The organism is Halomonas ventosae (genome assembly GCF_004363555.1).
In the GTDB taxonomy this organism is placed as follows: domain Bacteria; phylum Pseudomonadota; class Gammaproteobacteria; order Pseudomonadales; family Halomonadaceae; genus Halomonas; species Halomonas ventosae.
The window spans coordinates 54,540-72,007 of record NZ_SNZJ01000006.1; the positions used below are offsets into that span (position 1 = coordinate 54,540).

Genomic DNA, 17,468 nt, shown 5'->3' on the forward strand with positions numbered 1-17,468 from the left:
CGCATCAGCCGAACAGCCCCTGGCTGCGCAGGTAGTCGTCGTAGCTGCCGCTGAAGTCGGTGATCCCCTGCTCACTCATGTCCAGGATACGGGTCGCCAGGGAGGAGACGAACTCGCGGTCGTGACTGACGAAGATCAGGGTGCCGGGGTAGTGCTCCAGCGCCAGGTTGAGCGCCTCGATGGACTCCATGTCCAGGTGGTTGGTGGGTTCGTCCATCAGCAGCACGTTGGGCCGGGTCAGGGCCAGCTTGCCGAACAGCATGCGGCCCTGCTCGCCACCGGAGATCACCTTGACCGACTTGCCGATGTCGTCGCTGGAAAAGAGCATCCGGCCCAGCGCGCCGCGCACCTCCTGCTCGCCGCCCTTCGTCCACTGGGCCATCCACTCGAAGAGCGTGGCATCAAAGGCAAAGTCGTCGGCGTGGTCCTGGGCGAAGACCCCGAGTTCGGCACTGTCGGTCCAGCGCACGGCACCGGCATCGGGATGCAGCTCGCCGCCCAGGGTGCGCAGCAGGGTCGTCTTCCCGATGCCGTTGGGGCCGATGATGGCGATGCGCTCGCCGGCTTCCACGGTCATCGAGAAGCGCTCGAAGAGCGGTGCTTCCTCGGCGAACCCCTTGGTGATCGCCTCGACGTTGACCGCGTTGCGATGGATCTTCCTGGCCTGTTCGAAGCGGATGAAGGGGCTGACCCGGCTGGAGGGCTTGATCTCCTCGAGCTTGATCTTGTCGATCTGCCGCGCTCGGGAGGTCGCCTGCTTGGCCTTGGAGGCATTGGCCGAGAAGCGGCTGACGAAGGCCTGCAGCTCGGCGATCTGTGCCTTCTTCTTGGCGTTGTCGGCGTGCTGGCGTTCACGCACGGCGGTGGCGGCGGTCATGTAGTCGTCGTAGTTGCCGGGGAACAGCGTGATCTCGCCATAGTCCAGGTCCGCCATGTGGGTGCAGACGCTGTTGAGGAAGTGGCGGTCGTGGGAAATGATGATCATGGTGCTGTTGCGCGCCGTGAGCATTCCCTCCAGCCAGCGGATGGTGTTGATGTCCAGGTGGTTGGTGGGCTCGTCGAGCAGCAGCACGTCGGGGTCGGCGAACAGCGCCTGGGCGAGCAGCACGCGCAGCTTCCAGCCCGGTGCGATCTCGCTCATGGGGCCCGTGTGCTGGTGCAGCGGGATGCCGAGCCCCAGCAGCAGCTCCCCGGCCCGGGCCTCGGCGGTATAGCCATCGAGCTCGGCGAAGCGCACCTCGAGGTCGGCCACGGCCATGCCGTCCGCCTCGCTCATCTCGGGCAGCGAGTAGATGCGCTCACGCTCGGCGGCAACCTGCCACAGTTCGGCATTGCCCATGATCACGGTGTCGATGACCCGCTCGTCCTCGAAGGCGAACTGGTCCTGGCGCAGCTTGCCGAGCCGGGCCCCGGACTCGACCATCACCTGTCCCGAGGAGGGCTCCAGGTCACCGCCGAGGATCTTCATGAAGGTAGACTTGCCGCAGCCATTGGCCCCGATCAGGCCGTAGCGGTGACCGTTGCCGAACTTGATGGAGACATTCTCGAACAGCGGCTTGGCGCCGAACTGCATGGTGATATTGGCGGTGGAGATCAATGAGGGGTCCAGGTCAGTGCGTGAAAGGGGCGCGATTGTACCGGTTATCGGCGCCGCTCACACCTGGCGCAGCCTAGAGCAGCAGCTCCCCCTCGATGGGCACGAAGTGGCTGGCCGCGCGGACCAACGAATCGGCGGTGAGCCGTTCCACGCCGACCACCTCCACCATCACCCCATGGCGCTCGCGCATCCGCTCGACCAGCAGGTCGAAGTCGCCATCGCCCGAGACCAGCACCACCCGGTCGACCCGGGGCGCGGCCTCGATGGCATCCAGGGCGATGCCCACGTCCCAGTCGCCCTTGGCCGAGCCGTCACGGCGCTGGATGTAGGGCTTGAGCTTAACGGTAAAGCCGATGCCGCGCAGGATGGCCTGGAACTGGCGCTGCCGGGGATCGCCGCGGTCCACCGCATAGGCATTGGCCACCACCACCTCGCAACCGGCCGCGAAGCGCGCCCAGAAGGCGGTGTAGTCGAAGTGCCGGCCGAAGGCCTCGCGGGTGGTGTAGTAGACGTTCTGGACGTCGACCAGGATGGCGACGCGCTCCCGGTCCGCCTGGCGCGTCGTCGCTACCACTCCTCGCTGGTCTCGCGCAGGGCGGCGATCTCGGCCTTGGCCTCGGCGAGGCAGTCGCGTAGCTCCTCCCCCAGCGCCGCACCGCTGCCCACGGCGATCAACCCTCGGGCAGCGCCGGTGGCGCGACGGGCCACGCCGTCGCTGCCGTGCAGGGCCTCGAGCTTGCCGACCAGCCACGCCAGCCAGCTGTCCGGGCGTGCGGCTATCTCGCGCAGGCGGTGCAACTCGGCGATGCCGGCACCCTCGGGGCCGAGCAGCTCGCGCCAGTCGTGATGCTCCAGGTGGGCGTGCTCGGTGACCTCGCGCAGCAGGGACTGCAGCGCCAGCTCTGCCAACGCCAGACTGCCCTCCTCCGCGGCCATGCGCCGGGCCTCGGCATGCTCGTCGTCGCAGGCCGGCAGGTCGAGCAGCAGCTCGGCCTGGTAGAGCAGCTGGTTGGTGCGGGCTCGCGGAGTCACTTGCGCTTGTCCTCCACCTGCCACTTGCCGCCCTCGTAGGTGGCCTTCCAGCCGGTGGCCTTGCCGCCCTCGTCGGTCATCACGAACTGCTCCTTCGCCTTGCGCGAGTAGCGGATCTGCGCCGGACGGCCGTCCGGATCCTCGCTGGGGGCGTCGAGCAGGTAGCGGTACTTGTCGGGCAGTTCCTCGGCGTGAGCCTTGAGCTCCTTGACCAGCGGCGGGCGGGTCTCGCGGTTCTTGGGGAACTTGCTGGCCGCCAGGAAGAGGCCGCTGGCGCCGTCGCGCAGCACATAGTGGTCGTCGACCTTCTGGCAGGCGAGCTCCGGCATATCGATCGGATCCATCTTGGGCGGTGCCACCTCGCCGCTGCGCAGCAGCTTGCGGGTGTTCTTGCACTCGCTGTTGGTGCAGCCGAAGTACTTGCCGAAACGCCCGGTCTTGAGCTGCATCTCGCTGCCGCACTTGTCGCACTCGATGGTCGGGCCGTCATAGCCCTTGATGCGGAACTTGCCGTGCTCGACCTCGTGGCCATCGCAATCCGGGCTGTTGCCGCAGATGTGCAGCTTGCGGGCCTCGTCGATCAGGTAGCTGTCCATGGCGGTGCCGCACTTGGGACAGCGGTGCTTGGCCCGCAGCGCGTCGGTCTCGGCGTCCTCGCCGGCATCGGCGGCCACCGCCTCGTCGCCGGGCAGCAGGTCGATGGTGGTCTTGCAGCGCTCCTTGGGCGGCAGGTTGTAGCCGGAACAGCCCAGAAAGACTCCCGTGGAGGCGGTGCGGATCTGCATCTTTCGTCCACAGCTCGGGCAGTCGATATCGGTGGGCACCGGCTGGTTGGGCCGCATGCCCTCCTCGCTCTCGGCCACGGCGAGTTCCTTCTTGAACTCGGCGTAGAAGGCATCGAGCAGCGCCTGCCAGTTGCGCTCACCCTCGGCCACCTCGTCGAGGCCATCCTCCATGCGGGCGGTGAAGGAGTAGTCCATGAGGTCGGGGAAGGACTCCTTGAGGCGCTCGGTGACGATGTCGCCGAGCTTCTCGGCATAGAAGCGCCGGTTCTCCAGCGTGACGTAGCCGCGGTCCTGGATGGTGGAGATGATCGAGGCATAGGTGGAGGGACGACCGATGCCGCGCTTCTCCAGTTCCTTGACCAGGCTCGCCTCGGTGTAGCGGGCCGGCGGCTTGGTGAAGTGCTGCTGGGGATCGAGCGCCTCCAGGCTCATGGGCGTGCCCTCGGCGAGGTCCGGCAGCGACTGATCCTCCTCCTTGCGCCCCATCGGCTTCATCACCCGGGTGTAGCCGTCGAACTTCAGCACCCGCCCCTTGGCCCGCAGCTCGTAGCTATCGACCTCGACGGTCAGGGTGCTGGAGAGGTATTCGGCGGGCGTCATCTGGCAGGCCACGAACTGGCGCCAGATCAGCTCATAGAGGCGCTCGGCGTCGCGCTCCATGCCGGCCAGGTCGGTGGCGCGGCGGGCCACCTCGGAGGGACGGATCGCCTCGTGGGCCTCCTGTGCCCCCTCCTTGCTGGAATAGCGATTGGGCGCCTCGGGCAGGTAGCGCTGGCCGAACTCGCTGCCGATGAATTCGCGCACGTTCTCCACCGCATCCTTCGAGAGGTTGGTGGAATCGGTCCGCATGTAGGTGATGTAGCCGGCCTCGTAGAGGCGCTGGGCCAGGGTCATGGTCTTCTTCACCGAAAACCCCAGCCGGCCACTGGCCGCCTGCTGCAGCGTCGAGGTGATGAAGGGCGCATTGGGCTTGGAGCGCGTGGGCTTGTCTTCCCGCGCGGTGATCGCCAGGCTCGCCTTCCTGAGGGTCGCGATGCGCTCCAGCGTCTCGGCCTCGGAGGTCGGCCGGAACGTCTTGCCGTCCTGGCGCACCAGTTCGAAGCGCACCGTCGCCGGATCGTCGCCGGCAGGCTTCAGGTCGGCATGGACGTCCCAGAACTCCTCGGGGATGAAGGCGTGGATCTCGCGCTCGCGCTCGACGATCAGGCGAGTGGCCACCGACTGGACCCGGCCGGCGGAGAGGCCACGGGCAATCTTGGCCCACAGCAGCGGCGAGAGCATGAAGCCGACCACGCGATCGAGGAAGCGACGGGCCTGCTGCGCCTCGACGCGCGGGATATTCAGGCTGCCGGGATCCTGGAAGGCCTCGCGGATGGCATTCTTGGTGATCTCGTTGAACACCACCCGCTTGTAGCGGGTCTCGTCGCCACCGATCGTCTCGCGCAGGTGCCAGGCGATGGCCTCCCCTTCACGGTCAAGGTCGGTGGCGAGATAGACCGCGTCGGCCTTCTCGGCGAGCTTCTGGAGCTCTGCCACCACCTTCTCCTTGCCCGGCAGGATCTCGTAGTGCGCCTTCCAGCCGTGCTCGGGGTCGATGCCCATGCGCCGGATCAACTGGTCATGGGCCTTGCGCTTGCGATGCTCGGCCTTCTCCTCCGCGGACATCTTGCGGGTCTCCGCGGCCTGGCGCGCACGCTCCTTGGGATCCGTGGCTGCCTTGCCCGAGCCGCTGGTCGGCAGGTCACGGATGTGCCCCACGCTCGACTTCACGATGAAGTCGTTGCCGAGATACTTGTTGATCGTCTTGGCCTTGGCGGGCGACTCGACGATGACCAGTGACTTGCCCATAGTGCTCCACTGTGCTGATGGCGCCAGCTGCAACGCTGGCACCAGACGGTTTCGGCCCGCCCTGTCCGGCGGGTGAAAAATGCGCTTACCCTACCCCAGCGGTCGCCGTCACGCCAGTCGCCGCCGGAACCCCCGGTCAGGCAATCGCGACCGCCCGGGGGTGGGCGGCCTCTTGAACCTAGCTCCCTGCGCACCATCACGCCAAGCCGGCAGAGGCGTCCTCCTCAACGACAGCGCCCCCGCCGGTCGGGGCGGGGGCGCTAGTGCCACAGAGCAGGAGATCAGCCCTTGCGGGGCTTGCGCGGCGTCCGCCGACGCGGCGTGGCGCGGCTGGCCGGCTTGCGCTTGGCCGGTGCCTTGGTACCAGCAGACGTGCCCTGGTTCACCGGCGATGCCTCGTTGTCACTGGGCTCGGCGGCAGACGAGGCCTCGCTACCCTCGCTGGCCGACTTGCCGGGGGCGCTTTCCACCGGCGCCTCGGCGCCGGCGTCACTGCCCGGCGCTTGCGCAGGCGTTTCGGCAGCGGACTCACTGCTGGGCGATTGCGCCGGGGCCTCGGCGACAGACTCACGGGACGGCTCCGGGGCCGCGGGAGTGGCCTCCTCGGCCGGCTCCTGCGCCGATGCCTCGGCAGAGGTCTCTTCGGCGACGGTCTCTTTGGCAACGGTCTCTTCTGCGACGGTCTCTGCCGCCGGGATATCGCTGGTCGCCTTGCCCACGGCCTCCTTCACTGCGGCCTGCTCGGCGGGTTCTGCCGGGGCACGCTCGGCAACGGGGAGCGACTCCATCAGGCTTTCCACCTCACGGCGGGCCGCCTCACCGGCCATCGCCTCGCTGGCCACCCTGGCCTGGGCATCGCGAAGCGCCTCCTGCTCCTCCTCAGGGGCATGCTGGATGGCCTGGTGGAACAGCCCCTTGATGCGTTCGAAGCGGTCCGCCGCGTGCTCGCTCAACTCACCACTGGCCGCCAGGACATGCTCGATATGCGCCAGATGGGCATCGATCTGGCTGGCCGTCTGCCCCTTGAGCAGGGTCGGGATAGCCTCAAGGGCTGCCTCATGGTCCTGCTGGAGGGTGAAGAACTGCTCACGCACCATATGCTTGAAGTCGGCCAGCTGGATGCCCGGCTCGAGCTCGGCCCGCGAGGCCCGCAGCCGCTTGAAGTTGCGCTCGTCGGTCGCCGGGGCGCCGCCCAGCACATGGATCACCGAACGCATGACCGCCTCGTGGCTGCCTCCCTCGGTGATCGCGTGGTGGACCTCCTCACGGCGACGCTCGATGAAGCGGCGGTGCTCGGGTTCGGCCCCCGGGCGACGACGGTGCACATGGGCGTCACCGCCCAGGCCCACCATGGCCTGCAGCACCGGCTGGCCGTAGAAGTCGAGGAAGAAACGCTCGCTGCTGCTGTCGCGCAGGTCTCGCCAGGCATTCAGGCTGCGAGTGATCTGGTCGGACAGGATGCCTTCCACCGCACGGAAGACGTTGTCCTCGTGCACCGGGTGGCGGTCGGCGCGCACCTTCTCGGCCAGCACCGGTACCGCGGTCATCAAGGGATTGCGATCGGAGAGCAGGCGGTACCCCATGCGGTTGGGGTGCATGCGACGCATCCACTTGGCCGACTCGGGCGTGGCCAGGGCCTGGATCCAGGGCTGCATGAACAGGCGGTAGAACCCCAGGTTGATCTCGGAGATCCGGGCCACGGTTGCGAAGCGGGTATCGTCATCGGGGCGGTGCTGGACCTCCCGGTCGAGTTCCTCGATGGTCCGCGGCGAGAACTCCAGCAGGTAGTCGCGCTCGATCAGCTCGGCATCCTCGCGCTCGGCGGCACTGGAGACCGTGGTCTCGTAGAGCCCGGGCGGCAGGACGTCGATGTAGTCCATGTTGGCGGTGAACTCGGCATGCTCCTTGCGGGAGACGCTGCCGGACACGAAGATGCCGAGGTGGCCGGTGGTGTCATGGACGCAGTAGACGATGGTCTGCTCGTTGGCGATGACGTCCTCGACCCCCTCGTAGAGGTCGCGCACCCAGCCCAGGGCCTGTGGCGGCGGGGTGATGTCATCGCCCTTCGAGCAGAACACCACCACCGGTGAACGCACGTTGCGCAGGTCGATGCGACGCCCGTCGGAGGTCACCAGCTGGGCCGTCGAGAGGCGGTTGCCGACGAAGAGGTTGTCGACGATGTACTGGATCTCGTCACCGCCCAGCACCACATGACCGCCCCACCAGCGTTCGAACTCCAGGTAGCGATCCGCCTCGGTATCGACCTTGGAGTAGAGCTGGTACTGCTTGCTCCACCAGGTGTTGGCCGGATTCAGGCGCTCGAAGTTCTGGACCAGCCAGGCACCGTCGAAAAGCCCCGCCCCGAGGTCGCTGAACAGCGCCGTCATCCAGCTGCCGCCGGTCAGCCCCCCGGTATAGCGCATCGGCGCCTTGCCACGCTCGCCGGCCCAGTAGGAGAGCGGCGCGCCGGCGATCAGGATCGGGCCGAAGAGCTGGGGCTCGAGGGCCGCGGCCATCATGATCTGCCAGCCGGCCTGGCAGTTGCCGACCACCATGGGCTTCTCGGAGGTCTCGGGGTGGCGCTCGATGACGTGACGCAGGAAGGCGACCTCGGCCTCCACCACGTCCTCGACGGTCTGCCCCTGGACCGGATAGGGCAGGAAGCCGATGAAGTAGCAGGGATGCCCCGCCCGCAGGGCCACACCGATCTCGCTGTCGGGCTTGAAGCCGCCGATGCCCGGGCCATGGCCGGCACGCGGGTCCACCACCACGAAGGGGCGCATCTGCAGGTCGGTCTCCACGCCCTGGGGAGGCAGGATGCGCAGCAGCTCGTAGTTGACCGGGCGAGACAGCTGGCGCCCGTCCACCAGCACCTCGGCATCGAAGCCAAGCACGTTGGGCTTGGTCTTCTCAATATGCTCGAGGTACTGGTTGCCGCGCTGGCGCATGACATCCATGAAGAGCACGCTGCGCTCCAGGGTATCGCGCCAGTAGTCGCAGGCCGCGCGTCCGAAACCGAACGGATCCACGAAGGGCAGCACGCTGGCTGCGGGAGTCGGTATCAGGGAATTCATCTTGAGCTCCAGGGTTGCTCGGTGCCGGGACATCCCCGGCGCCGATGCATGAAATCGGGCTTTGTTGCAGTGCAATATAGCGCATGAGCGTTGCCGCTGCGAGCGCCGGATGCCGCAGTCCTAAGCAGCATTCAGGGCATCCATGCCGCCGCCGCGGCCTCGCCCAGCAGCTCGACGAGGGCGCGGCGCCCCCGCCGCCAGGCCACCTCGGGACGCCGCCCCCAGGCCACCAGGCGGGCCACTCCTCCTACCGCGGGGCGGTCCAGCCGCAGGCCGGGGCCGCCACCGAAGTGCACCGCCGGGGCGAGGGGCAACTGCCACAGCAGGGCATGCCCTCTCGCCTCGAGCCTCGACTGGCGATGGCGCAGGGGCTCGCCCGCCGCGAGCCTCAGCTGCTCGACCACCGGATCGATGCCGATCAGCGCCTCGTCGAGGGCCTCGTCGCCGGAAAGCCCCGGCGACATGGCCTCGAAGCCGATGACGTTGCCGGCCACCCGGAAGGTGGCGACGACCAGCCCGACCGGCCCCAGGCTGGCCACCCCTTGCACCGCAAGCTGTCCCAGGTAGCTGCGCTGCTCCGGCGTCAGCCAGGGCACGGGCGCAAGCGCCGGCCCTGACCGGGGTGCATGGCGTACTGCCAGGTGCACCACCCGGCCCTGTCCGTCGGCCAGTACCGGCACCCTAACCTGCTGCCCCTCCCCGGCCGCGGGCGCCAGCGGCAAGCCGGCCTCGCGCATCAGCCGCCGCATGGCGGCACGGTCGGCCATGGCCTCGAGCATGGCCTCGCCCGGGGCGATCAGACGCAGGCCGTCACGCTGGCAGGCGCCGGCAAGGGCCAGCTGGTGTTCACTGCCCTCGCCAGGGTGCAGGGCATCGCAGCCGAGCGCGCGGGCCCTGAGCACCAGGGCCTCGGACTCCCCCTCGGCCAGGTGGGTGGCAAGGCCCAGCTCATCGCCGGCCTGCTGCACGCGCAGAGCCGCCAGCCCCTGGGCCGCGACCAGCAGGCGCAAGAAGGCGCGGTCAGTCCGCCAAGACAAGCGGGCGTTCCGTGGGCCGGGTGGGCAATTTCGGGAAGCGCCTCGGCGGTGCTAGCATGCGTGTAAGTCCCTCAGGAGCCGGAAGGCGTGCCGCCGGCGAACGAACCATGACCTCACCCCAGTTGCTCAACCGGCTGACCTTTCGCCAGCTGCAGGTGTTTCGTGCCGTCTATGACCAGCACTCCTATTCGCGGGCGGCCGAGACCCTCGGACTGACCCAACCCGCGGTCAGTGCCCAGATCCGCCAGCTCGAGCAGGCCCTGGGACAGCCACTGTTCAAGTACGCCGGGCGCACCCTCCACCTGCTGCCCGCCGCCGATGCCCTGGCGGCCTCGACAAGGGCCATCTTCGGCCAGGTCTCGCGCCTGCAGATGACCCTCTCCGACATGGCCGGGACCATCCGCGGCGAGCTCAACCTGGCGGCGGTCTCCACGGCCCAGTATGTGGTGCCCTACCTGCTGGCCCGCTTTCGCGCCCGTTATCCCAGCGTCCAGGTGCGCCTGCGCGTCTGCAACCGCAGCCAGGCACTGGAACGGCTGGCCAAGCGATGCGACGACCTGGTGATCATGGCGCGGGTACCCGAGGACGAGGCCCTGGCCTTCATGCCGATCCTCGACAACGAGATGATCCCCGTGGTGTGGCCGGGTCACCCGCTGCTCGAGGCCGAGGCCCCTACCCTGGAGGACTTCGCCCGCCACTATGTGCTGATGCGCGAGCCCGGCTCCGGCGTGCGCAGCGCCTTCGAGGAGCTCGCCGCCGACCAGGACGTGCGGCTGCCCCATGCCATCGAGCTGGGCAGCAACGAGGCCGTCAAGCAGGGCGTGATGGCACAGCTCGGGGTCTCGGTGCTGCCACGACTCGCCGTTCGCCTGGAGGTGGCGGCGGGCCTGCTGGCGCCGCTCGCCCTGCCCGGCTTTCCGCTGCGCCACTCCTGGTGCACCGTGCATCCCAGGGACCGCTTCCCGACGCCGGTCACCGAGCTGTTCCTGCGCTTCGTGCGCGAGCACCTGGCCGAGCTGCACACCCACTTCAGTGCCCCGCCGAGTCCGCTGCCGAGCCATGGCGTCGACTGCCTGCCGGTGACCGCCTACTGACCGGCGATGCCACTGACCCAGGTCACGAGCGTCGCGGGCCCGGCTGTCCAGCACGGCGAATCCTGTGGTATTTTATCAGCTTGCGACCCACGTATCATTCGACGTGCCAGGCTGCCTGGAACCGCCGATCGGCGCACTCCCGGAGACCCCGCGGCAGCGCCCTCATGGCGTCGACAGCCGGCGAGCAGAGAGGCTCACAGCTATGAGCGACACCCCCTCCCCACGCGTTTCCAGCGGCGAGAAGTACCGCAACGACCATGGCACGGCCGCCATCAAGGATGGCATGAAGGCGCGTCGCCAGGTCGAGGACGGCGGTGCCGACGGACGCAAGCCGAAGTGGCTGCGTGCCCAGATTCCCGGCGGCGAGCGCTTCGAGGCGGTCAAGAAGAACGTGGCCACCCACCGCCTCAGCACCGTCTGTGCCGAGTCGCACTGTCCCAACCAGGGCGAGTGCTGGAGCAACGGCACCGCGACCATCATGCTGATGGGCTCGGTATGCACTCGGGCCTGCCGCTTCTGCGCGGTGGATACCGGCAATCCCCGGGGCTGGCTGGACCCGGAGGAGCCGGAGAACACCGCCCGCTCGGTCGAGCTGATGGGGCTGCGCTATATCGTGCTGACCTCCGTGGACCGTGACGACCTCCCCGATGGCGGCGCCACCCACTACGCCGACTGCATCCGTGCCATCAAGGCCCGCACGCCCGAGGTGGTGGTCGAGGCGCTCACGCCGGACTTCGACGCCGCGCCCGAGGCAATCGAGCGGGTGGTCGACTCGGGACTGGAGGTCTTCGCCCAGAACGTCGAGACGGTCGAGCGGCTCACCGGGCGGGTACGCGACCCGCGGGCCGGCTACCGCAAGACCCTGGACGTGCTGGCCCACGCCAAGCGTCACCGGCCGCAGGTGATCACCAAGACCAGCCTGATGCTCGGCCTCGGTGAGACCGAGGAGGAGATCCTGGCGACCTTCGACGACCTGCGGGCCATCGGCGTCGACATCGTGACCTTGGGCCAGTACCTGCGCCCCACCCGCAACCACCTGCCGGTGGAGCGCTGGGTCACCCCGGAGGAGTTCGAGCGCTATCGCGTGCTGGGCCTCGAGAAGGGCTTCATGGAGGTGCCGTCCGGCCCCCTGGTGCGCTCCAGTTACCGGGCCGACCGGGTGTTCGAGAAGAACAACCTGGGTCTGGCAGCCCCCGCCGAGGTGCCCGGCCAGCAAGCCGACCCCAACCGCATCGACGCGGTCAATGTGGGCTAAGCGGCAGGCTGCCAAGCCGCCAAGTCGCCAAGCCGCCAAGCTTGCCAACATGATGTATCTGCCACCTCTGGCGCCAACGCAAAGTCCCACTGGAGCAAGCATCCAGTGGGACTTGTTCTACCTCAGTACCTGGAGCATTTCACAGGTCAGCTTGGCGGCTCGGCGCATGGCTGCTTGGCGTTGTTAACTCACGCCCCAGCTCCCGCGCCAGGCACTCGGCCAGGCGCTCGCCCACCGCCTCGACACCTAGGCAGTCGTCGCTCAGGTCCGCCAGCCGCGTCATGGCCATGCCGGCATAGCCGCAGGGATTGATCCGCGAGAACGGCGAGAGGTCGCCGTTCACGTTGAGGGCGACCCCATGGAAGCTGGCGCCGCGACGGATCCTAAGCCCCAGCGAGGCGATCTTGGCCTCCCCCACATAGACGCCGGGCGCATCGGGACGCGCGTGCGCCTCCACACCATGCTCGGCCAGCAAGGCAATCACCGCATTCTCCAGGGCGCTGACCAGGTCGCGCACCCCCAGCCGCGAGCGTCGGACGTCGAGCAGCGGGTAGAGCACGACCTGGCCGGGCCCGTGGTAGGTCACCTGCCCGCCGCGGTCGGTGGCCACCACCGGAATGTCGCCGGGCATGAGCAGGTGCTCGGGCTTGCCGGCCTGCCCCTGGGTGAACACCGGATCGTGCTCGACCAGCCAGAACTGATCGGGTGTCTGCGCATCGCGGCCGTCGGTGAGGCCACGCATGGCCTGCCAGACGGGCGTATAAGGCCGGCGACCGAGGCGATGCAAGAGGATCGGAGAAAGTTCGCTCTCGCCTGCCATCAGACGACCATGTGCACGCGGCCGGTGGCCTTGAGCTCATCGAAGAGCGCCTTGAGCTGCTCCTCGCCGGTGGCGCGGATCGTCAGGCGCACCGACTGGAAGCGACCGCGGCGGCTGGGCACCACCTGGATGGCACTCGCGTCGAAGCCCGGATCGTGCCGGATGACGATCTGGCAGACCGTGGCGGCGAAATCCTCGGCAGCATCGCCGACGACCTTGATCGGGTAGTCGCAGGGAAAGGTGATCTTCGGCGGCTTGCCACCCGCCTGGCGACGGGGCTTGCGAAGGTCACGCAGGGAGTTGTCGTTCATGAAGCCTTCCGGCGGGTCGTGGATATCCGAGCATTTTACTCAACCTGGCGTGGGGAGACCAACGCCGAAGGGTCAAGGGGTCAAGGGGTCAAGGGGTCAAGAGAACATGGGATCAAGAAGCAAGCCAAGGGGTTTGCTTGCTCCTTGATCCTTGTGCCTTGCGGCTGGCCGAAGGCCCTAGTCGAACCAGCCACCGATCAGGTTGGTGAAGAAGCGCCGCACCTGGTCGAAGAGGCGCTTGAAGAGCCCCCCCTCCTCGACGCTCTCGAGGGCGACCAGGGGACGCTCGCCGACCACCTCATCGCCCTGGCGCACCTCCATGGTACCCACCCGGTCCCCGGCCGCGATGGGGGCGGTGAGGTCGGCCTGGATGTCGAGCTTGGCGGTGAGCTCCTCGCTGCGCGCGCGCGGTACGGTCATGACCACGTTACGATCGACGCCCACGCGCAGCTCGTTCTTGTCGCCGCCCCAGACACGAGGCGTGTTGAGCACGGCGCCGGCGTCATAGAGCTTGAGGGTCTCGTAGTAGCGGAAGCCGTAGCTGAGCAGCTTCTGGGTCTCCTGGGCGCGGGCCTCCTCGGACGCGGTGCCCATGACCACCGAGATCAGGCGCATGTCGTCGCGCTTGGCCGAGGCCACCAGGCAGTAGCCCGCGGCCTCGGTCCAGCCGGTCTTCAGGCCATCGACGCTGCTGTCGCGCCACAGCAGCCGGTTGCGGTTGGGCTGCTCGATGCCGCCATAGGTGAACTGCTTGCTGGCGTAGTTGGCGTAGTGTTCCGGGTAGTCGTTGATGATGTGCTGGGAGAGCAGCGCCAGATCGCGGGCCGAGGAGTAGTGGTTGTCGTCGGGCAGGCCGGTGGCATTGACGAAGTTGGTGTTGTTCATGCCCAGCCGGGTGGCGTGCTGGTTCATCAGGTCGGCAAAGGGACGCTCGCCACCGGCCAGGTGCTCGGCCATGGCCACGCTGGCATCGTTGCCCGAGACGATGATGATGCCCTTGAGCAGCTCGTCGATCGCCACCAGGGTGTCAACCTCGATGAACATCTTGGAGCCCCCGGTACGCCAGGCCTTCTCGCTGACGGGCACCAGGTCTTCCGGCGCGATGTTGCCCCGGTCGAGCTCGCGCTCCACGAGGTAGGCCGTCATCAGCTTGGTCAGGCTGGCCGGCGGCAGGCGCTCGTCGGCATTGTGCTCGACCAGCACACGCCCGCTGTCGGCATCCATCAGGATCCAGGAGCTGGCCGCCAGCTGCGGCGGCGAGGGGATCATGGTCTGCGGCGTCGGGATCACCTGAGCCGTGGCCTGTGACACGACCAGCAGCAGGCTGATCAGCAGCGGCAACAGCCGGCAGCGGCGGAAGAAAGGCGTGAATCTCATGGCAGGGGTTCTCATCAAGGGCATCGCGGGGTGGTTCGAAAAAAGGGGCACCGACTCAGTCGGCATCGTTGACGACAAAGGCCTGGGCAAAGCCCGCCCGACGCAGCTGCTCGCGGACAGGGTCCACCTGGCCGGCATCTTCCAGCGGACCGACCTGAACCCGATGGAGGCCGGTGGCACTGGCGACGCGCACGGGGCGGTCGATCTCGCCTTCCAGGCGCGACTTGAGCTGCCGGGCACTGTCGACGGAGCCCAGGGCCGCGACCTGCAGGAAGACGCCACTGCCGGCCATGGGCCTGTCGCGCGCGGCCGCTGGCGCGGCGGGGGCCGGTGATACGGCTTCGCTGCGGGGCGAGGGGGCCCCTGCCGCCCGGTACGCATCGCCGTTGTCGGCAATCCAGCGCTCCACGTCGATGGCCTCGACCTTCACCCGTCCGGTCCCCTGCTCGAGGATACCCAGGCGGGCCGCCGCCGCGTAGGAGAGGTCGATCTCGCGGTCGCTGTGGAAGGGGCCGCGGTCGTTGACCCGCACGATCGCCGAGCGGCCGTTTTCCAGGCTGGTGACACGCACGAAGCTCGGCAGGGGCAGGGAGCGGTGGGCGGCGCTCATCTTGTACATGTCGTAGATCTCGCCATTGGAGGTCGCATAGCCATGGAACTTCTCGCCGTACCAGGAGGCCCTGCCCTGGCGGCTATAGCCACTGGCATCCGCCATCACCTCGTAGCGCTTGCCCCACACCTCGTAGGGCGACTTGTTGCCTCCCCTGGAGCGCGCCTCGCGACGCGGCACCGCGTCGGGCACCTCGGCGACATCGGGTGGATCCTCGGGATAGGCGTCACCGGAGAGGGCATAGCGCTCGCCGCTTCCCGATGTGGCCGGCGCCTGACTGGACGCTTCACCGGGGGAAGGACGGGAGCCGCCGCCCCCGGCACAGCCGGCCAGCAGCAGCAGCACGCTCAGGGCGGCACAGGTGCGTCTCATGAGGCCTCCTCCGGGGTGGTATCGGTGGCGTCGAGCCAGTGGGCCTCCAGGCCCCGCGCCTCGGCAATCGCCTCGGCCAGCTCGGTCACCGCCATGGCATAGAGATGACTGTGGTTATAGCGAGTGATCACGTAGAAATTGTGCTCGCCGAGCACGTAGCCCCAGTTCTCCTCGCCATCCTCCAGCGCCACCGGCAGCAGGCGATGATCGTCGGCCAGCGCGTCCGGGACCTCGAGGCCCACCGCAGCGAGCTCCGCTGCCGGCACTGCGGGCGGCCGCGCGGCGCGGTTGAAGTCGATGCCGTCGGGAGGCGAGGCGGGACCCTCGGCCTCGTGGTAGATCGGCTCACCAGGGCGCCAGCCATGTTCGGCGAAGTAGTTGGCCACGCTGCCGATGGCGTCCACCGGGTTGGTCCAGAGGTCGCGCAGGCCATCGCCGTCGAAATCCACGGCGTAGGCGCGGTAGCTGGTGGGAATGAACTGCGGATAGCCCATGGCCCCCGCGTAGGAGCCGGTCAGGCTGCCAGGCGTGCGCTCCTCCTCGAAGGCGATCTCCAGGAAGGCGGCCAGTTCGCCGCGGAAGAAGCGGCCACGGCTGGGATGATGGAAGGCCAGGGTCGCCAGGGAGTCGAGGACGCGATGATTGCCGGTAACGCCGCCGTAGCGGGTCTCCACGCCGATGATGGCGGCAATCACCGCAGGTGGCACGCCGTACTCGGCCTCGGCCCTCGCGAAGGCCGCCGGATGGGCTTCGATGAAGGCGACCCCGTTGGCGATGCGCGGGGCATCCAGGAAGATGGCGCGATATTCGTCCCAGCGCAGGCGACGTTCGGCGGCGCCGGCCATGGCATCCAGCACCGACTGGCGGAACTCGGCCTCCCTCAGGGCGGCCAGGAGCCAGTCGCGGTCGACCCCGTTCTCGGCCAGCTCCTCCACCAGCCGAGCCGCTTCGGCATGGCGCTGCGGGTCGAAATCCGCCGCCAGGCCGGTCGTCGCCCCCCATGCCAGCAGCCCTCCCGCCAGCCAGGCCAACCAGCGTTTTCTCCGTGGTGACGACACCGTCATCGTAGCTCTCCCTGAATCCTGACAGATGCCTAACGCGGCAGCAGGCGGCGGTGGGCATGAATGGCCATGAGAATACCGAAACCCGCCATCAAGGTCACGCTGGAGGTCCCCCCGTAGCTGACCAGCGGAAGCGGCACGCCGACCACCGGCAGGATGCCGCTGACCATGCCCACGTTGACGAAGACATAGATGAAGAAGGTCAGGATGATGCTGCCCGCCACCAGGCGCCCGAAGGTCTCCTGGGCGGCGCCGGCGAGCCAGAGTCCGCGCCCCACGATCAGCAGGTAGAGCAGCAGGAAGGCCAGCATCCCCACCAGCCCGAACTCCTCGCCGAGCACCGCGACGATGAAGTCGGTATGGCGCTCGGGCAGGAACTCCAGCTGCGACTGGGTGCCCTGCAGCCAGCCCTTGCCCCAGAAGCCTCCACTGCCGATGGCGGTGGTCGACTGGATGATGTTCCAGCCCGCGCCCAGCGGATCGCTCTCGGGGTCGAGGAAGGTCAGGACCCGCTGGCGCTGGTAGTTGTGCATGTTCATCCACAGCAGCGGCAGCGCGGCCGCCGCCAGCGCGCCGAAGAACAGGATGAAGCGCCAGGAGAGGCCCGCCAGCAGGATCACGAAGACCCCGGCGATGGTGACCAGTAGCGAGGTGCCAAGGTCGGGCTGCTTGGCGATCAGCACCACCGGCAGGCCGATGATCGCCGCACAGACCAGCAGGTCGCGCCAGCGCGGTGGCAGCGGCTGGCGGCTCAGCCAGGCGGCGACCATCATCGGCATGGCCAGCTTCATCAGCTCCGAGGGCTGGAAGCGGATCACCCCGGGAATCACCAGCCAGCGCTGGGCGCCCATGCCCATGTCGCCGATCAGCTCCACGGCCACCAGCATCAGCACGCCGGCCACGTAGACCGGTGGCGTCCAGCGCAGCAGGGTCGTCGGCGAGAGCTGGGCGAGCCCGGCCATCACCACCAGGGCCACGCCGAAGCGGATGGCCTGGGCGTTCACCACTGCCATGCGCTGGCCGCTGGCACTGTAGAGCACCACCAGCCCGGCCAGCATCAGCACCAGCAGCATGCCGAGCAGCCAGGGGTCCAGATGGATCCGCTCCCACAGGCTGCGCCGCCGGGCGATACCGCTCAGCGAGGGCTTCACGGGATGGGCCCGCAGGCCACGGGTCAGCTCGCTCCAGCTCATCG

The 17,468-nt window shown here is 68.3% G+C and carries 14 protein-coding genes; 2 read left to right on the forward strand and 12 right to left on the reverse strand.

Annotation, left to right across the window (positions count from 1 at the left end; all coding sequences use genetic code 11):
- Positions 1-4 precede the first annotated feature (4 nt).
- The 6 genes from DFP85_RS06595 to DFP85_RS06620 form a co-directional block, all read right to left on the reverse strand.
- The gene (locus DFP85_RS06595) at positions 5-1,597 is read right to left on the reverse strand and encodes an ABC-F family ATPase (protein ID WP_133635512.1); all 1,593 of its coding nucleotides are present in this window, start codon (positions 1,595-1,597) and stop codon (positions 5-7) included.
- Positions 1,598-1,670: 73 nt separating this feature from the next.
- Positions 1,671-2,171, reverse strand: a complete 501-nt coding sequence (locus DFP85_RS06600; RefSeq protein WP_133635513.1) for a LabA-like NYN domain-containing protein — start codon at positions 2,169-2,171, stop codon at positions 1,671-1,673.
- Complete coding sequence (locus DFP85_RS06605; protein WP_133635514.1) at positions 2,165-2,629, reverse strand: DUF6586 family protein; 465 nt, start codon at positions 2,627-2,629, stop codon at positions 2,165-2,167. Before DFP85_RS06605 ends, DFP85_RS06600 begins: the two co-directional genes overlap by 7 nt.
- The gene (topA, locus tag DFP85_RS06610; protein ID WP_133635515.1) at positions 2,626-5,262 is read right to left on the reverse strand and encodes a type I DNA topoisomerase; all 2,637 of its coding nucleotides are present in this window, start codon (positions 5,260-5,262) and stop codon (positions 2,626-2,628) included. The genes DFP85_RS06605 and topA overlap by 4 nt, the downstream gene beginning before the upstream one ends.
- A gap of 281 nt (positions 5,263-5,543) precedes the next feature.
- A complete protein-coding gene (locus DFP85_RS06615; RefSeq protein WP_133635516.1) occupies positions 5,544-8,336 on the reverse strand; it encodes a DUF3141 domain-containing protein in 2,793 nt (930 codons plus the stop codon).
- Positions 8,337-8,467: 131 nt separating this feature from the next.
- On the reverse strand, positions 8,468-9,373 hold the full coding sequence (locus DFP85_RS06620; protein WP_133635517.1) for an ATP-binding protein: 906 nt from the start codon (positions 9,371-9,373) through the stop codon (positions 8,468-8,470).
- 107 nt (positions 9,374-9,480) lie between these two features.
- On the opposite strand from DFP85_RS06620, the gene DFP85_RS06625 reads away from it, so the two are divergent.
- Both DFP85_RS06625 and lipA read left to right on the forward strand, forming a co-directional pair.
- Complete coding sequence (locus DFP85_RS06625) at positions 9,481-10,467, forward strand: LysR family transcriptional regulator (protein WP_133635518.1); 987 nt, start codon at positions 9,481-9,483, stop codon at positions 10,465-10,467.
- Positions 10,468-10,669: 202 nt separating this feature from the next.
- Positions 10,670-11,722 carry a lipoyl synthase gene (lipA, locus tag DFP85_RS06630; protein WP_133635519.1) on the forward strand — a complete coding sequence of 351 codons (1,053 nt, stop codon included), beginning with the start codon at positions 10,670-10,672 and terminating at the stop codon, positions 11,720-11,722.
- A gap of 139 nt (positions 11,723-11,861) precedes the next feature.
- On the opposite strand, the gene lipB is transcribed toward lipA, so the two are convergent.
- The 6 genes from lipB to rodA all read right to left on the reverse strand — a co-directional run bounded on the left by lipB (position 11,862) and on the right by rodA (position 17,466).
- Positions 11,862-12,542, reverse strand: a complete 681-nt coding sequence (lipB, locus tag DFP85_RS06635; RefSeq protein ID WP_133635520.1) for a lipoyl(octanoyl) transferase LipB — start codon at positions 12,540-12,542, stop codon at positions 11,862-11,864.
- The gene (locus DFP85_RS06640) at positions 12,542-12,853 is read right to left on the reverse strand and encodes an HP0495 family protein (RefSeq protein WP_133635521.1); all 312 of its coding nucleotides are present in this window, start codon (positions 12,851-12,853) and stop codon (positions 12,542-12,544) included. Before DFP85_RS06640 ends, lipB begins: the two co-directional genes overlap by 1 nt.
- 177 nt (positions 12,854-13,030) lie before the next feature.
- Positions 13,031-14,230, reverse strand: a complete 1,200-nt coding sequence (locus tag DFP85_RS06645) for a D-alanyl-D-alanine carboxypeptidase family protein (protein ID WP_133635522.1) — start codon at positions 14,228-14,230, stop codon at positions 13,031-13,033.
- Positions 14,231-14,285: 55 nt separating this feature from the next.
- Positions 14,286-15,212: a septal ring lytic transglycosylase RlpA family protein gene (locus DFP85_RS06650; RefSeq protein ID WP_133635523.1), complete on the reverse strand. Its 927-nt coding sequence runs from the start codon at positions 15,210-15,212 to the stop codon at positions 14,286-14,288.
- Complete coding sequence (mltB, locus tag DFP85_RS06655) at positions 15,209-16,276, reverse strand: lytic murein transglycosylase B (protein ID WP_133635524.1); 1,068 nt, start codon at positions 16,274-16,276, stop codon at positions 15,209-15,211. Before mltB ends, DFP85_RS06650 begins: the two co-directional genes overlap by 4 nt.
- A 29-nt stretch (positions 16,277-16,305) precedes the next feature.
- A complete protein-coding gene (rodA, locus tag DFP85_RS06660) occupies positions 16,306-17,466 on the reverse strand; it encodes a rod shape-determining protein RodA (RefSeq protein WP_133635525.1) in 1,161 nt (386 codons plus the stop codon).
- Between the last annotated feature and the right edge of the window lie 2 nt (positions 17,467-17,468).